This is a genomic window from Pseudomonas sp. LB3P25 (genome assembly GCF_054897985.1).
Genome location: NZ_CM142711.1, coordinates 5,917,109 through 5,930,991, shown reverse-complemented (window position 1 = coordinate 5,930,991; position 13,883 = coordinate 5,917,109). Strand labels below are relative to the sequence as shown.

Below are 13,883 nucleotides of genomic sequence, written 5' to 3'. Positions count from 1 at the left end.
CTGGCGCCTCGGTTCAAATGGCCGACCGAGGTGCAGCCATCGCGAGCAAGCTTTGCTCCTACAGTCGTTTCAGAACCTTCTGATATTGAGTCAGAGAGGTCTGAGTGCTGTACTCAAGACTCAGTTTTACGAGTTTTTGAGACAGTAATAATGAAAAAGCCACCCATTTTGAGGGGAAGGACCGACCCGGTATTCGACCTGTTGGGGAAGTCGCCCCACAAGGAACGCCTCTCGGACTACCTCGCCTTGCTCAAGCCGCTGGACGATCTAGGGCGTTATCTGCCTTTCGATGAGTTGCGCTACCGCTGGGCGCCGGGGCTGGATTCGAATCTGTGCTGGGCGCTGGTGAAGAAAGCCCGGACTGCGCAGTACTCAAGTCTTTTGCCACTGGGTGAGCCGCTTCAATGGGCAACTTCGTGCTCACGCCGTTGGCGCAGAAGGCTATTTCTGCCGTCGATCGACAAGCGACAACGGCCGCGCTGGAGTACATGACCAGTCAGATCGGAGAACACGCGCATTTCAGTTATCTGTTGAATGATTTGATCGAAGACGAAGCCATCAGCAGTAGCCAGCTCGAAGGCGCGGCGACCACCACGCGGGTGGCCAAGGACATGCTCAAGCGTAATCGCCTGCCGCGCACGCCGGATGAGCGAATGGTGATCGGCAACTACAAGATGATGAATTTCGCCTGGGAAAAGCGTTATGACGCCCTGAGTGTCGAACTGATTTCAGCCATGCACCGGGTGGGTGTCGAGGGTATTGATGACGCGCAATATTCGCCGGGGGCGTTCAGGGACAACGATGATGTGGTGGTGCAGGACGGCGAGGGCAACACCGTACATACACCGCCGCCCGCAGCAGGGCTGGTGTCACGATTGCGGGTGCTGTCGACGTGGATCAATCAGCCCCACAACGATCCCGATCAAGTGGATTACCTTCATCCACTGATCAAAGGCATCGGGCTGCATTTTGCGTTGGGTTATGAGCATCCGTTCCGCGATGGCAACGGCCGGGTCGCGCGGGCGCTGTTTTATTGGTTCATGTTCAAGAATGACTTCTCTGCCTTTCGCTACATCGCTATCAGCATTTTGCTGCGCAGTGCGCCGGTGAAATACGGACGGTCTTATCTGAACACTGAGGCTGATGACCTCGACCTGACTTATTTCATCGATTTCCAGTGTTCGGTCATCCTGCGGGCTGTCAGTGGTTTCACCGAGGCTTATCGGAAAAGTCTGGCGTATGCCGAAAGCTTTGATCGCTGGTTGCTGGAGTCCGGCTTTTTTGACCGATTGACCGAGAAGCAGCGAGCCGTATTCCAAGTGGCCAAGAGCGGGATGGCCAAGGAGTTTACGGCGGTCAATGTGAAGGAGAATCTGGACTGCTCTTACAACACCGCGTCGGCCACGTTGAATGGGCTGGTCGAATTGGAGGTGTTTGAGAAGCGAAAGATGGGGCGCGAGTGGGTGTTCTTTCTGCGGGCTCAAAGCACAATCCCGTAGGAGCAAAGCTTGCTCGCGATGGCCTCAACGCGGTCCATCATTCAGACCGTGTTATGGCCATCGCGAGCAAGCTTTGCTCCTACGGGAAGAAATCAGAGGGTGCCAAACACCTTCTTCGCCAAACTCGTCGCTGCCGCCGCAGGATTCTGGCGAATGGCTTCTTCCTGTTTACCAATCATCTCGAACAGACCGTTCAACGCCTGCTCGGTCACGTAGCTTTCGATGTTGGCGCTCTTCGCATCCACTACACCCAGCCTCGCGGCTTGCCCGGCGAACGAGTTGTATTGCTTGGCCAGGCCCACCTGGTCGGTGGCTTGCTTGACGATCGGCAGGAACTTCGCGCGGATCTGTTCGCGGCTGGATTTGCTCAGGTACTGAGTGGCCGAGTCCTTGCCACCGCTGAGAATGCCCTTGGCATCTTCCACGCTCATCTTCTTCACCGCATCCACCAGGATCGGCTGAGCCTGGGTCACCGCGGTTTCCGCCGCTTTGTTCATGCTGGTTTCCAGCTGATCAACCTGGTCGCCCATGCCGAACTGCTTCATCTTGCTGGCGACTTTGCCCAGTTTGCCCGGCAATTCGATTTTCACATCCGGGTTGTTGCTGAAGCCGCCCGGCGTGCCCAGTTGTTTTACGGCCAGTTGCGCGCCTTGAGTCAGGGCATCTTTGAGGCCGCCGGTGGCGTCTTTTTGCGACAGGTCACTGACTGACAGCGCCAGGGCGCTGGCGGAGATCATCAAGCCTGCGCACAGGCCGGCGAAGCGAAGGGTAGGACGGAACATGGCAGCTTCCTTGTTCAAAATAGAGAATTAGCGGGCGGCGTCGACGCGGACTTTCAGTGGCTGCGGGTCGCTGCCATCAAGCTGCACGGCGTTGTGTTCGGTGGAGATGAATATCAGTTTGCCGTCGACTTCGATGCGCGCGCTGACGGAATAGCGATGGCCGGGTTTGACCTGGGCCGGATCGTAACTCAGATGAAACGGTAGCGGCACCAGGCCTTTGACCGGGCCTTTCTGTTCGTCGAGGAAAACGGCGGGCGCGTCGGCGAGGGACACGTCCTGCAGGCTGACGCTAAAAGTGGCGCTCGGTGGCAGGGCGATTCGTTGCAGGTAGAAGACTTCGCCATCGAGGCTGGTTTTCGCGGCAGGTTGCATCGACTGACAGGCGCCCAGCAGGGTGGTCATCGCCAATAAAGAGAGTTTTTTCATCGGAGATCTCCAATTAATGTGGGAGTGAGCCTGCTCGCGAAAGCGGTGTGCCAGACAACTGAAATGTTGAATGTTAAACCGCATTCGCGAGCAGGCTCGCTCCCACAGGGATTTCATCAGGCCTCGGGCTGTGTGGCGACCTGATCCGCCGCATCTTCACTACGATGCAACGCCACCTGACGGATCGACAAGCGAATCTCCGCCGGCAGCACCCGCTTGGCCGCGCCTTCGGCCAGTTCGCCGAGCAGTTCGTGGTAGCTCAGCTTGCCGGCCTCGTCGCGCTTGAGCACGTCCAGATCGAGCATCGTCTGGATGAAATGGCGGAACAGGCTCTTGTCGAAGAACTCAGGGGCGTTGAGGCCATGGAGGATCGACAGGCGCTGGGCCATGACCGTGCACAGGTCTTCCAGCTCTTCGGCGCTGATGCTGTTCTGGCCGCTGTTGAGCAGTAGCGAGACCGTCATGTAGAAGCGCTGCAGGGTCTGGGCGATGCTTTTCGACAGCAGCGTCAGTAGCACGAAATGCCGCGAGCTCGGCGCCGGGCGCAGGTAGACATCATTCTCAAAACGCAGCAGACCTTGCTCGACGAACGCTTCAAGCCATTGGTCGATCACCGCATCCAGTTCCTCCAGCGACCAGCGAATGAACAGCTCCGATTGCAGGTACGGATACAGCGCGCAGGTGTAGCGCAGGATCTGTTCGCGGCTCATGCGCGAGGCGCTCTGGAAGAAGCTCGCCAGTAACGCCGGCAAGGCGAATATGTGCAAAACGTTGTTGCGGTAGTAGGTCATCAGGACGGCGTTTTGCTCGTCCAGATACAGAATCTTGCCTAAGGCATCGCTCTGCTCGGACAGAAGATCCATGTCCTTCACATGCTCGATCAGCGCCCGGCCGTCACCTTCCGGCAGCGTGGTGTGCGGCGAATACGGGACCTTGCGCAACAGCGCCAGATACAGATCGAGCACCCGCGCCATAGCGCGATCATCCAGCGCAAGACGGCTGGTGGACAGCAGCGCCAGGGCCACAAGGTTGACCGGGTTGATCGCCGCCGCTTCGTTCAGATGCTGCGCGACTTTCTCGCCGAGGCGGTGGGTGGTTTCGTTGAGCCAGGCCGGTTTGAACTGCGGGCCGAGTTCCTGTTTACGCCAGTCCGGCTGTTCGCTGTCGAGGAACTCCGCCAGTTTGATCGGCTCGCCGAAGTTCACCGCCACTTGGCCGAAGCGCTGCTTGAGGGCGCCGATGACTTTGAAAATGTCGAAGATTGATTCTTTCTTTTTGCTCGCTCCACGCAATTCGCCGAGGTAAGTCCGGCCTTCCAGCACACGCTCGTAGCCGATGTAGACCGGGATGAAAACGATCGGCATCCGCGACGAACGCAAAAAGCTGCGCAGGGTGATGGCGAGCATCCCGGTTTTCGGTTGCAGCATGCGCCCGGTGCGCGAACGGCCACCCTCGACGAAGTACTCCACCGGGAAGCCTTTGGTGAACAGAGTGTGCAGGTATTCGTTGAACACCGAGGTGTAGAGCGGGTTGCCCTTGAAGGTGCGACGCATGAAAAACGCACCGCCACGGCGCAGCAGGCTGCCGATCACTGGCATGTTGAGGTTGATCCCGGCGGCGATGTGCGGCGGGGTCAGGCCGTTGCGAAACAGCAAGTAGGACAGCAGCAGGTAGTCGATGTGGCTGCGATGGCACGGAACGTAGATCACTTCGTGACCCTGAGCGACCTTCTGCACGCCTTCGATGTGGTTGACCTTGATCCCGTCGTAGATCTTGTTCCAGAACCAGCTGAGCACCACTTCGAGGAAGCGGATCGCGGTGTAGGTGTAGTCCGAGGCGATTTCGTTGCCGTAGCGCAGGGCCAGGGCCTTGGCTTTCTCCGGGGAGATGTTCTCGCGCTCGGCTTCGTCGAGGATCGCTTGCTTGACCAGCGGCTGATTCAGCAGGCCTTTGACCAGGTTGCGACGGTGGGAAATGTCCGGACCGATCACCGCCGCTTTCAGGTTACGGAAATGCACCCGCAGAATTCGCTGGGCCATGCGCACGGTGCGCTCGTGGCCTTTGTTGTGGTCGATCAGCTCACGCAGGTGAATCGGTGCCGAGAACTGCACGCGGGTTTTGCGCCCTAGAACGATGATGCTCAACAACCGACGCAGGCGCCCGGTGACCGCCCAGCTGTCGGCGAAGAGCAGTTTCCACGGGCTCGATTCGCTGTCTGGCGACTGACCCCAGAACACGCTGACCGGAATGATCTGCGCGTCTTCGGCGGCGTTCTGGCTCAACGCGCTGACCAGACGAGTCAAGGTCGGCGGTGCACCGCGTTTGTCCTGGCGGCCGAGCCAATCGGGCTCTGGCGTCAGGTAAAAGAACGCGGCGGGCTCCACCAACGTACCTACCGATACCGGCAACACCGGGCGCGGCAGGCCCGCCTTGCTGCACTCGGTATCGACCACGGCGAGGTCGGTCAGCGAAGGGTTTTGCAGGACGTAGAACACCGGACGGCTGCGGTCGAGGTTGAGGGTGAACGACGACTGATTGATCGTCTCCGAGCGAACCCAGAGGTACAACAGTCGGCGCAGGGTGCCAAACACAAGACGGCGGAACGGGGAACGGGTCATACGGCTTCTGCGTGAGTGGATAAAACCAAGCAATTGCTCGGGCGGCCGATAGTGTGCCGTATTCGCCGAAAATCGGCAAAAAAGCGGCTAAGTAAAGTTGAGTTGAGAGTTTTGGCGCCTGTCATATACTCGGCCGCTCAACAATAAAAAGAAGGGGGTACCGATTCATGGCAACGCGCGAAACCGGCAATGTGAAGTGGTTCAACGACGCCAAGGGCTACGGCTTCATTCAGCGCGAGGACGGGGTGGACGTTTTCGTGCACTACCGCGCGATTCGCGGCGAGGGGCATCGTTCCCTGGCTGAAGGTCAGCAGGTGGAATACGGCGTGGTGACCGGCGAGAAAGGCTTGCAGGCTGAGGATGTGGTGGGGCTGTAAGCCCACTCCTCAGATCACACAAAACCACTGTGGGAGCGAGCCTGCTCGCGAATGCGGTTTATCAGTCAGCATCGACGTTGAATGACATACCGCATTCGCGAGCAGGCTCGCTCCCACATTTGATTTGCGTTTACGCGGTTTTCCAGGTGATTTCTTCTTCACCATCCGCGCTGATACGCATCCAGCGATCTGCGGTCTCTTCACCTTCTTCCTCGACCCAGCTACCCGGCGCGCAGCGCACTTCGACGTTCAGCGCGGCAAACGCGGCGCGGGCGCAGGCGATGTCGTCTTCCCACGGGGTCTGGTCGCTGTCCAGGAACAGGCTGTTCCATTTGCCCACGGCTTTCGGCAACCAGGTCACCGGCACGTTGCCGGCCTTGCATTTGTAGGTCTGGCCTTTCTGGACCCAATCGGTGCACGGGCCCAATGCCGCGCCGAGCCAGGCCGCGACGGCCTTGTAGTCGACGTCGGCGTCTTTCAGGTAAATCTCGATATCGGGTTGGCGCATGGATGTCCTCACTGCGGGTCTGAAAAATCCATTCGCGGATTTAGCCGGCCTACGGCAACTGCCGAAGACCAAAAAATTAAAGAGTTATTGAAGAACAAAGTAATCGTAGCGCATCGAAACGGTGACCTCGAACGGCTCGACCTGTTCGATGACCGCCGCCCGGCGTTCGGCGCTGGCGCGCCAACCGTGGGGCGTCATGGCCAACAGGTTCGCACGGTCCTGACCCTTTTCCAGCGTCAGTTTGAACTCCAGGGTTTCGCTGTGTTGCAACGCCATGCCTTCCGGCACCAAAGCCAAATGCTTGTCGTCGGTGTATTCACGCACTTCGTCGTACAGACGCTCGCGTAATTCCATCAGATGGCCGCTGGTCGGCCCGACTTTCATCAAGCCACCACCGGGGCTGAGTAGGCGCTTGGCTTCCTCCCAATCCAGCGGGCTGAAGACGCTGGCGAGAAACTGGCAGCTGCCAGAGGCCAGCGGAACCCGTGCCATGCTGGCGATCAACCAGGTCAGCTGCGGGTTACGTTTGCAGGCGCGTTTGACCGCTTCCCGGGAGATGTCCAGCGCGTAACCGTCAGCGTTCGGCAAGGCCTCGGCGATTTGCGCGGTGTAGTAACCTTCGCCACAACCGATGTCGAGCCAGCGCTGGGGGGCGTATTGCGCTGCCAATTCCGCCAGGCGCTTGGCCACCGGCGCGTAATGGCCGGCGTTCAAGAAATCGCGACGGGCCTCGACCATCGCCAGGTTATCCCCTGGGTCGCGACTGTTCTTGTGCTGCACCGGCAACAGGTTCAGGTAACCCTGACGAGCGCGGTCGAAGCGATGCCCGGCGGGGCAGGCCACGCCGTTGTCCACCGCGTTCAGCGGTTCGCTACAGATCGGGCAGGCCAGCATCAGGCGAGCAACTTGATCAGGGTCTGGTAGTAGATTTCGGTCAGCACATCGAGGTCGGCAGCCAGCACACGTTCGTTGACCTGGTGGATCGTCGCGTTGACCGGGCCCAGTTCAACAACCTGCGTACCCATGGTCGCGATGAAGCGACCATCGGAGGTGCCACCGCTGGTGGACGCCTTGGTTTCACGACCGGTGATGTCCTTGATGCTCGACGCGACGGCATCCAGCAACGCGCCCGGTTCGGTGAGGAACGGCAGACCGGACAGCGCCCAGTCGATGTGCCAGTCCAGGCCATGCTTGTCGAGAATATCGGCGACGCGCTTTTGCAGGCCTTCCACAGTGGATTCGGTAGAGAAGCGGAAGTTAAACACCGCCACCAGATCACCTGGGATCACGTTGGTCGCGCCGGTGCCGGAGTTCACGTTGGAGATCTGGAAACTGGTCGGCGGGAAGAAATCGTTGCCGTGGTCCCAGTGCTCGGCGGCCAGTTCGGCCAGGGCCGGGGCAGCAAGGTGAATCGGGTTTTTCGCCAGGTGCGGATAGGCCACGTGACCTTGCACGCCGCGCACGGTCAGCTTGGCGCCCAGGGAGCCGCGACGGCCGTTCTTGACCACGTCGCCCACCAGAGTGGTGCTCGACGGTTCGCCGACGATGCACCAGTCCAGACGCTCCTTACGGGCGGCAAGCCGTTCGATCACTGCTTTGGTGCCGTGGTGCGCCGGGCCTTCTTCGTCGCTGGTGATCAGGAAAGCGACCTTGCCCTTGTGATCCGGGTAGTCGGCGACGAAGCGCTCGGCCGCCACGGTCATGGAAGCGAGGCTGCCTTTCATGTCTGCTGCGCCACGGCCACAGAGCATGCCGTGTTCGTCGATTACTGCGTTGAACGGGTCGATCTGCCAGGCGGTCACCGGGCCAGTCGGCACCACGTCGGTGTGGCCGGCGAAGCACAGCACCGGACCGTCGTGTTTACCGTGGGTCGCCCAGAAGTTATCCACATCTTCGATGCGCATCGGTTCCAGCTTGAAACCAGCATCGCCCAGGCGCTGCATCATCTGCTTCTGGCAATCGGCGTCGACCGGCGTCACGGACGGACGGCGGATCAGGTCGATGGCGAGTTGAAGGGTCGGCGAAAGGTCGGCGTGGGCCGTCATGTAAGACTCCGGAAAACTTGAATATGGGCAAGGGCTAATGTGGGAGCGAGCCTGCTCGCGAATGCGGTGTGTCAGTCAACATAAACTTTGATTGTGACAGTGCATTCGCGAGCAGGCTCGCTCCCACAGGTATCGGGTTCGGTTGGCAAACCGTACTCCGCCAAGGCCTGCAAAATGGCGGTTATCTTAAAGCAAAACGGCGGCCATTGGCCGCCGTTTAGTGCATCTGGAACGATTTAGACCGCCGGAGCCGTCTCGCCCTCGACCGCCGGTTTCGGCAGCGAAGACAAGAACGCCATGATCAGGGCCGCCAGGTATGGCAATGATTGCACGAGCAACATCGTCACCCAGAAGCGCATGTCGTTGCTCGGCAGGCCGTTCACCAGGAAAATCCCCAGTGCCGCGCTCCACAACAGCAGCATGATGAACATTTCTTCGCGAGCTTCCGAAATCGCCACCCAGAAGCCATGGTTATCGGCGTTTTTCGGCGTGCGGAAAAACGGAATGCTGCTGGTGAAGAAGCCGTACAGCACCGCTTTGGCGATGGTGTGCGACAACGCCAACCCTGCCAATGCCGCGCAGAACGCATCCTTCAGGTTGACCCCGACCGCACGGCGGTAGAGGAAGATGATTTTGCCCACCTTGAACACGAACAGCGCCAATGGCGGGATCGCGAAAATCAGCAACGGTGGATCGACCCGCTGCGGCACGATGATCATCGCCGCCGACCACAACAAGGCGCCGACGGTGAAGAAGATGTTCATGCCATCCGCGACCCACGGCAACCAGCCCGCGAGGAAGTGGTAACGCTGGCCACGGGTCAGCTCGGTGTCCTTGCCGCGCAACAGGCTGGCGGTGTGACGCTTGATGATCTGAATCGCGCCATAGGCCCAGCGGAAACGCTGTTTCTTGAAGTCGATAAAGGTATCGGGCATCAGGCCTTTGCCGTAGCTGGTGTGGTAATACGCCGCTGACAAGCCTTTTTCGAATACACGCAGACCCAACTCGGCGTCTTCACAGATGCACCAGTCAGCCCAACCCAGTTCCTCGAGCACCGAGCGTCGGGTCATGGTCATGGTGCCATGCTGGATGATCGCGTCACGGTCGTTACGGGTGACCATGCCGATGTGGAAGAAACCTTTGTATTCCGCGTAGCAGAGCTTCTTGAAGGTGCTTTCGTTCTGATCGCGATAATCCTGCGGCGACTGCACCACGGCGATTTTCGGGTCGGCGAAGTGCGGCACCATGTGCTTGAGCCAGTTCGGGTCGACGCAGTAGTCCGAGTCGATCACCGCAATCACTTCGGCATCCTTGGCGGTGTGCGGAATCAGGTAATTCAACGCGCCGCCCTTGAAACCGGCCAACGGTGCAACGTGGAAGAACTTGAAGCGCGGGCCGAGGGTTTCGCAATAATCGCGCACCGGTTCCCAGACCGCCGGGTCCTTGGTGTTGTTGTCGATGATCAGGACTTCGAAGTCCGGATAGTCGAGGTTGGCCAGGGCGTTGAGGGTCTGTTTGACCATCTCCGGCGGCTCGTTGTAGCAAGGCACGTGAATCGAGACTTTCGGTCGGTAGTCCGAATCGCCGACCACCGGCAGAAATTCACGCCGACGCTTGTGAGTCCAGACCGCTTCGGCCAGTTCATGCGCCTCGGTCAGCAGCACGATAAATACCCCGAGTGCACCGAGCGCGAGCAAGAAGCCCACCGTCAGGCTGAACCAGGTGCTGTATTGCTGGCTGTAGTCGTAACCGATCCACACCAGCACAGAACCACAGAGGAACGCGATGAAGGTCAGGAAGGTGCGGCCGCGCTGACGCAAGGCCGAGCCGTCGATCATGAGCAGGGTCAGGGACAGCAGAGCCAACACCACCGAACCGATGGCCAGCACGCGCCATTGTGGGATCGCGACGACCGGGCCTTCAAAGTTGAATTTCTGCTGGCGCGCGGCGTTGAAAACGCCCCAGTAAGCGCCCACGGAACCTTCGTCACTGGCCTTCCACGGTTGGTCGAAGGCTTCGATCACGAAATAGTTGAAGCCCTGGCGATTGAGCTTGTTGACCAAGGTCCGCAGATAAATCGCCTGGTCTGCCGGCGACGCGTCGGCGCCACCGCGCATACGGCCGTTGCTCGGCCAGCCGACTTCCGACAGCAGCAGCGGTTTTTTCGGGAACATCTTTTTCAGGTCACGGGCCCGGTCGAGTACGAACTGCCCGGACTGCTCCATCGGAACATGTTCCCAATACGGCAGGACGTGGGCGGCGATCAAGTCGACGTGCTTGGCCAGGCTCGGGTTTTCTTCCCAGACGTGCCATTGCTCGGAGGTCGTCACCGGTACTTTCACTGCCGCGCGGACGCGATCAAGGATCACGCTCAGTTCGGCGGCGGTAATTTCCTTACGGAAGATCGCCTCGTTACCGACCACGACGCGAACCACGCTGCGGGAGGTATTGGCCAGGTCAATGGCGCGCAGGATTTCACGCTCGTTGCGCGCAAGATCCGGGCTGATCCAGATACCCAACGTCACGCGCAAACCGAATTCTTCGGCGAGCTTGGGAATATCCCCCAGGCTGCCATCGACCGAGTAAGTGCGGATGTTGTCCGTCAGCTTGGTCATGATCTCCAGATCGCGACGCATTTCATCGTCGGTCGGGTATTGCTCTTTTTGCGGGTACTGCCCTTGCTGGAACGGCGAGTACGAAAAGCCGGAGATCTGTTCAGGCCAGTTGGGGGCGGTGACCGGGCGATTGATCAGCGCCCAGAAGCCGGTAAACAAGGCTGCGATGGCGAGCACCACGACCAGGTTGAGTCCAAATTTACGCGATGACATAGCTTATTCAGGTTCCGGAGGCTGTGGAACGAAGGAACGGTCTGCGGCTGGCTGCTAAAGGGGCAGGGGGCGCGCATCCTACACCGGGCGTTCACTGACCGTACAGCGGACAGGGAAATGCCGGACGTTGGGCAATCCAACTCGGTTTAAGTTCTTTCGTTGGACCTTGTAGGTTAAATCTTGGTTCTGTGTAGGCTGATTAAAGAGGTCAAGACGCCCGTTCATAGCCCAAAGATGCTCTTGGCCGCTGACGGCCCTATAATGCGCGCCGGTTTTTGGGGTAATGGTCATGAGTACAGAAGATCCGCGGTTTGCAGGCATCGCCCGTTTGTATGGCATCGACGGTCTGGAGCGTTTACGCGCGGCCCACGTGGCGATCGTCGGCGTCGGTGGCGTCGGTTCCTGGGCGGCGGAAGCCATCGCCCGTTGTGGCGTGGGCGAGATTTCGCTGTTTGACCTGGATGACGTCTGCGTCAGCAACGCCAACCGTCAGTTGCACGCGCTGGACAGCACCGTCGGCAAACCCAAGGTTGACGTGATGGCCGAGCGCCTGCGCGGGATCAACCCGGACTGCACGGTGCACGCTGTGGCGGATTTCGTCACTCGCGAGACCATGGCCGAATACATCACACCGAACATCGATTGCGTCATTGATTGCATCGACAGCGTGAATGCCAAGGCGGCGCTGATTGCCTGGTGCAAGCGCCGCAAGATTCAGATCATCACCACCGGTGGCGCGGGTGGGCAGATTGATCCGACGTTGATTCAGGTTTGCGATTTGAACCGGACCTTCAATGATCCGTTGGCCTCGAAAGTGCGCTCCACGTTGCGCCGGGATTACAACTTCTCCCGTACCGTCACCCGCCATTACAGCGTGCCGTGCGTGTTTTCCACCGAGCAACTGCGCTACCCGAAGCCGGATGGCAGCATTTGCTTGCAGAAGAGTTTTGTCGGTGATGGCGTGAAGCTCGACTGCGCGGGTGGATTTGGGGCAGTGATGATGGTGACGGCGACGTTTGGCATGGTCGCGGCGACCAAGGCTGTGGATAAGATTGTGGCGGGTGTGCGTCGCCCTGCGGATCGCATCAAGCCTGAGGTTTAGAGGGCGGCGGATGTCCCCTTCGCGAGCAGGCTCGCTCCCACAGGGGAACGCATTCCAATGTGGGAGCGAGCCTGCTCGCGAAGGCGATTACCCGGCCAACTCATTCATTCGCTGTAATACGGCATTGAGGCCATTACTGCGCGACGGAGAAAGCTGACGGTTCAGCCCAAGCTGATTAAACCAATCCGGCAAATCCACCTGCTGCAACTCGACCGCCGACAACCCGTTAACCCGCGCCAGCAGCAACGCCACCAGCCCGCGAATCAACCGCGCATCGCTGCTCGCGGCAAACTGCCAGTGACCATCGCGCAATTCACCCACCAACCACACCTGGCTTTCACAGCCATGCACGCGGTTGGCGTCGATTTTATCCACATCGCTCAACGCTGGCAGACGCTCGCCCCACTGCATCAACAGCCGCGCCCGCTGTTCCCAGCCGGCAGCCTTCTGAAAAGTCTCCAGCGCGGTGACGGCATCGGCGGGCAAACTCATCGCAACAGCTCCAGCGCCTGATCCAGCGCTTCAAAGAACCGCTCCAGGTCTTCGGAATCGTTGTACAGCGCCAACGACACCCGAATCGCCCCGGCCAGCTCAAAACGCTTGAGCAACGGCATGGCGCAGTGATGACCGGCGCGCACCGCGATCCCCTGCTCGGTCAGCAAATGCGCCAAATCAGAGTTATGCACACCCTCGATGACAAAACTGGCCAGCGCCAGTTGCGGTTTGCCCAACAACCGAATGCCGTTGCGCGCTTCAAGGCCTTTGAGCAAATAGTCATGCAGCGCCGCTTCATGGGCAGACACCGCGTCCTGATCAAGCCCTGCCAGATAATCCAGTGTCGCCCCCAGACCAATCACACTGGCAATCGGCGGTGTACCCGCCTCGAAACCCAGCGGCGCCGGGCGAAAGCGAGCGCTGTGGTAATCCGCATCCAGCACCATTTCGCCGCCGAATTGCCAATGGCGCAGTTGCTCAAGCGCTTCGTTGCGTGCGAACAGCACGCCCAGCCCATCGGGGCCATAGAGCTTGTGACTGGAAAACACATAGAAGTCGCAGCCCAGCGCCTGCACGTCGGGCCGACCATGAACCACGCCTTGGGCGCCATCGACCACGGTCAGCGCGTTATGTGCTTTGGCCATCGCCAAGAGTGCGGGCAACGGCTGCCAGGCGCCGAGTACATTGGACAGCTGACTAACTGCCAGCAAGCGGGTTCGCGGACCGATCAACTGCGCGGCGGCATCAAGGTCAATCAAGCCGTCAGCGTCCAGTGGCAGGATCACCAGTTTCAGGTCGCGACGGTGGGCCAGTTGCTGCCATGGCAACAGGTTGGCGTGATGCTCCAGAGCGCTGATGACAATTTCATCGCCCGGATTGAAAAGATGTTCCAGGCCATAAGCCAGGAGGTTGAGCGCAGACGTTGCGCCATGGGTAAAGATGATCTGCCCGCAATCGCCGGCATTGAGCCAATGGGCGACTTTGCTGCGGCTGGCCTCGAACGCCTGGGTGGCGTGGGCGCCGGGCAAGTGTTGCGCCCGATGCACGTTGGCCGCACCGTTGGCGTAGTAATGCGCCAGGGCATCCAACAGGGCTTGAGGTTTTTGCGTGGTGGCGGCGTTGTCCAGATACGTCTGGTCTTGCCGTTGCAATGCGGCGATGGCCGGAAAATCGGCGCGCCAGGGAGAGGGAATCATCATGTTG

11 protein-coding genes and 1 pseudogene are annotated in these 13,883 nt (G+C 59.7%); 3 read left to right on the top strand and 9 right to left on the bottom strand.

Annotated features, from left to right (window positions below; genetic code table 11):
• Nucleotides 1-150 precede the first annotated feature (150 nt).
• Nucleotides 151-1,499: pseudogene (locus tag ACYZTW_RS27280) on the top strand (Fic family protein).
• A 92-nt stretch (nucleotides 1,500-1,591) separates the two neighbouring features.
• Here ACYZTW_RS27280 and ACYZTW_RS27275 read toward each other — a convergent pair.
• The 3 genes from ACYZTW_RS27275 to plsB all read right to left on the bottom strand — a co-directional run bounded on the left by ACYZTW_RS27275 (nucleotide 1,592) and on the right by plsB (nucleotide 5,325).
• The gene (locus tag ACYZTW_RS27275; protein ID WP_462002542.1) at nucleotides 1,592-2,281 is read right to left on the bottom strand and encodes a DUF4197 domain-containing protein; all 690 of its coding nucleotides are present in this window, start codon (nucleotides 2,279-2,281) and stop codon (nucleotides 1,592-1,594) included.
• Between the two features lie 27 nt (nucleotides 2,282-2,308).
• Nucleotides 2,309-2,707 carry a YbaY family lipoprotein gene (locus ACYZTW_RS27270; protein ID WP_462002541.1) on the bottom strand — a complete coding sequence of 133 codons (399 nt, stop codon included), beginning with the start codon at nucleotides 2,705-2,707 and terminating at the stop codon, nucleotides 2,309-2,311.
• Between the two features lie 116 nt (nucleotides 2,708-2,823).
• Nucleotides 2,824-5,325: a glycerol-3-phosphate 1-O-acyltransferase PlsB gene (gene plsB / locus ACYZTW_RS27265; RefSeq protein ID WP_462002540.1), complete on the bottom strand. Its 2,502-nt coding sequence runs from the start codon at nucleotides 5,323-5,325 to the stop codon at nucleotides 2,824-2,826.
• A 167-nt stretch (nucleotides 5,326-5,492) separates the two neighbouring features.
• Here plsB and ACYZTW_RS27260 point away from each other — a divergent pair, with 167 nt between their 5' ends.
• Complete coding sequence (locus ACYZTW_RS27260) at nucleotides 5,493-5,702, top strand: cold-shock protein (protein WP_008146705.1); 210 nt, start codon at nucleotides 5,493-5,495, stop codon at nucleotides 5,700-5,702.
• A 130-nt stretch (nucleotides 5,703-5,832) separates the two neighbouring features.
• On the opposite strand, the gene ACYZTW_RS27255 is transcribed toward ACYZTW_RS27260, so the two are convergent.
• From ACYZTW_RS27255 to ACYZTW_RS27240, 4 genes are all read right to left on the bottom strand, one after another.
• Nucleotides 5,833-6,210: a hypothetical protein gene (locus ACYZTW_RS27255; RefSeq protein ID WP_462002539.1), complete on the bottom strand. Its 378-nt coding sequence runs from the start codon at nucleotides 6,208-6,210 to the stop codon at nucleotides 5,833-5,835.
• Between the two features lie 84 nt (nucleotides 6,211-6,294).
• The gene (locus ACYZTW_RS27250) at nucleotides 6,295-7,104 is read right to left on the bottom strand and encodes a putative RNA methyltransferase (protein WP_218536281.1); all 810 of its coding nucleotides are present in this window, start codon (nucleotides 7,102-7,104) and stop codon (nucleotides 6,295-6,297) included.
• Nucleotides 7,104-8,255, bottom strand: a complete 1,152-nt coding sequence (gene dapE / locus ACYZTW_RS27245; protein ID WP_462002538.1) for a succinyl-diaminopimelate desuccinylase — start codon at nucleotides 8,253-8,255, stop codon at nucleotides 7,104-7,106. The genes ACYZTW_RS27250 and dapE overlap by 1 nt, the downstream gene beginning before the upstream one ends.
• Before the next feature lie 236 nt (nucleotides 8,256-8,491).
• Nucleotides 8,492-11,083, bottom strand: a complete 2,592-nt coding sequence (locus tag ACYZTW_RS27240) for a glycosyltransferase (RefSeq protein ID WP_462002537.1) — start codon at nucleotides 11,081-11,083, stop codon at nucleotides 8,492-8,494.
• Nucleotides 11,084-11,372: 289 nt separating this feature from the next.
• Here ACYZTW_RS27240 and tcdA point away from each other — a divergent pair, with 289 nt between their 5' ends.
• The gene (tcdA, locus tag ACYZTW_RS27235; protein ID WP_446738922.1) at nucleotides 11,373-12,185 is read left to right on the top strand and encodes a tRNA cyclic N6-threonylcarbamoyladenosine(37) synthase TcdA; all 813 of its coding nucleotides are present in this window, start codon (nucleotides 11,373-11,375) and stop codon (nucleotides 12,183-12,185) included.
• Between the two features lie 87 nt (nucleotides 12,186-12,272).
• Here the strand turns inward: tcdA and ACYZTW_RS27230 are convergent, their stop codons facing one another.
• Both ACYZTW_RS27230 and ACYZTW_RS27225 read right to left on the bottom strand, forming a co-directional pair.
• Nucleotides 12,273-12,677: a SufE family protein gene (locus ACYZTW_RS27230; protein WP_462002536.1), complete on the bottom strand. Its 405-nt coding sequence runs from the start codon at nucleotides 12,675-12,677 to the stop codon at nucleotides 12,273-12,275.
• Nucleotides 12,674-13,879 (bottom strand): aminotransferase class V-fold PLP-dependent enzyme, encoded by a 1,206-nt coding sequence (locus ACYZTW_RS27225; RefSeq protein WP_462002535.1) that lies wholly within the window; start codon nucleotides 13,877-13,879, stop codon nucleotides 12,674-12,676. The genes ACYZTW_RS27230 and ACYZTW_RS27225 overlap by 4 nt, the downstream gene beginning before the upstream one ends.
• Between the last annotated feature and the right edge of the window lie 4 nt (nucleotides 13,880-13,883).